The organism is Microbulbifer halophilus, assembly GCF_026183675.1.
GTDB lineage: Bacteria > Pseudomonadota > Gammaproteobacteria > Pseudomonadales > Cellvibrionaceae > Microbulbifer > Microbulbifer halophilus.
This window is the reverse complement of the sequence record NZ_JAPIVK010000086.1, coordinates 1-1,241: the sequence shown is the minus strand read 5'-3', so window position 1 is coordinate 1,241 and position 1,241 is coordinate 1. Positions and strand designations below refer to the sequence as shown.

At 54.4% G+C, this 1,241-nt stretch carries 1 protein-coding gene; it reads right to left on the bottom strand.

What is annotated here, in order from left to right:
• Positions 1 to 1,156, bottom strand: a 1,156-nt coding sequence (locus OQE62_RS19305) for an IS1380 family transposase (RefSeq protein ID WP_265723677.1), incomplete at its 3' end; no start/stop codon positions are given.
• Between the last annotated feature and the right edge of the window lie 85 nt (positions 1,157 to 1,241).

The following is a 1,241-nucleotide window of genomic DNA, read 5'->3' as shown; positions in this document are numbered from 1 at the left end:
GTTCCGTTTCCTGCAGCGCCAACGCGCGCAGCCGCTCCAGCAGTACATAGCTCATAGACGACAGCAGTAGGCGGAACTGATTGGGCCACCAGCGATGGCAGGAGGTACGAGTCGAGAACAACTGGATTTGTTCTTTGATCCGATTCTCCATGTCGCCACGAGCACAGTAAAACCGGGTGTAAAGCCAGCGCGCGGTATGATTCAAACTGGTGACGATAAAACGAGGGTTAGCACCGCTCTCATTGTGTTCGGCCTTGACGATCACGCGTCGCTCATGTGGCCACGAGCGCGCCTGGTAGTAGAACTCGCTGAACCAACGCTGCTTCTTGCCAGTGAGCTCATGAAGAGATTCAGCATAACCGCGCATCTCGGTGGATTGCGTCAGTAAGCGGCTGTTTTTACCGATTCCGATAACATAATCGACGCCCCGGCGATCACACCAATGCAGAAGGCGTGGCACACAAAATCCGGCATCTGCCCGCAGCACGATCTGTACCTTCGGCCAAACCTCTCGCAGGCGCCGAACCAGCAGACTGATCACCGCGGATGCATGAAAGGCTGGGCTGCGCGAGGCTGGGCGCAGATAGCTGACCAGTAGCTGCTTGCCACAGTAAACATAGAGTGGCAGGAAGCAATAGCTGTCGTAGTAACGCATGAAGTGCCGGCCTTCCTGCATACCATGCACCGGATTATCGGTGGCATCAATATCCAGAATCAGCCGCTTGGGCGGTTTGTCATAACTGGCGATAAACTGTTCTACCAAAACTTCGTGCATGGCTATGGCTTCAATGCGACCGGCACGCTGCTCCAAACGACAAAGGGTTGCCGGACTGGCGAGGGAGGTGGGTACTTCAGCTGCTGCTCTCAAGGCTGGATCATAGCGTATCTGCTCACTATCATTGAGATCTTCATAGCCCAGTGCCAGCCCATAAATACGCTGGCGCAACATGTCACGTAGGCTGTGCTGGCAGCGCCCGGCCACCCGATCATCGGGTAACCGCTTTGCCAACTGGCTGGTCAGCCCGAGGCGACGATCCACCAAGCGAAGAAGGTGTGCGCCGGCATCGGAGGTTAGGTGACTACCTCCAAAATCAATGCGGATTCTGCGGCGTTTTACAGCTGGCAAGTCGATGGATTCTTGGTACAATTTCGTCACGGCGGTTCTTTCTTATGTTCTTGTGTAGGAGCTTGAATTATAAGGGAAAAAGAACCGCCGTTCTTATTTTGGTGAAATATTCAGG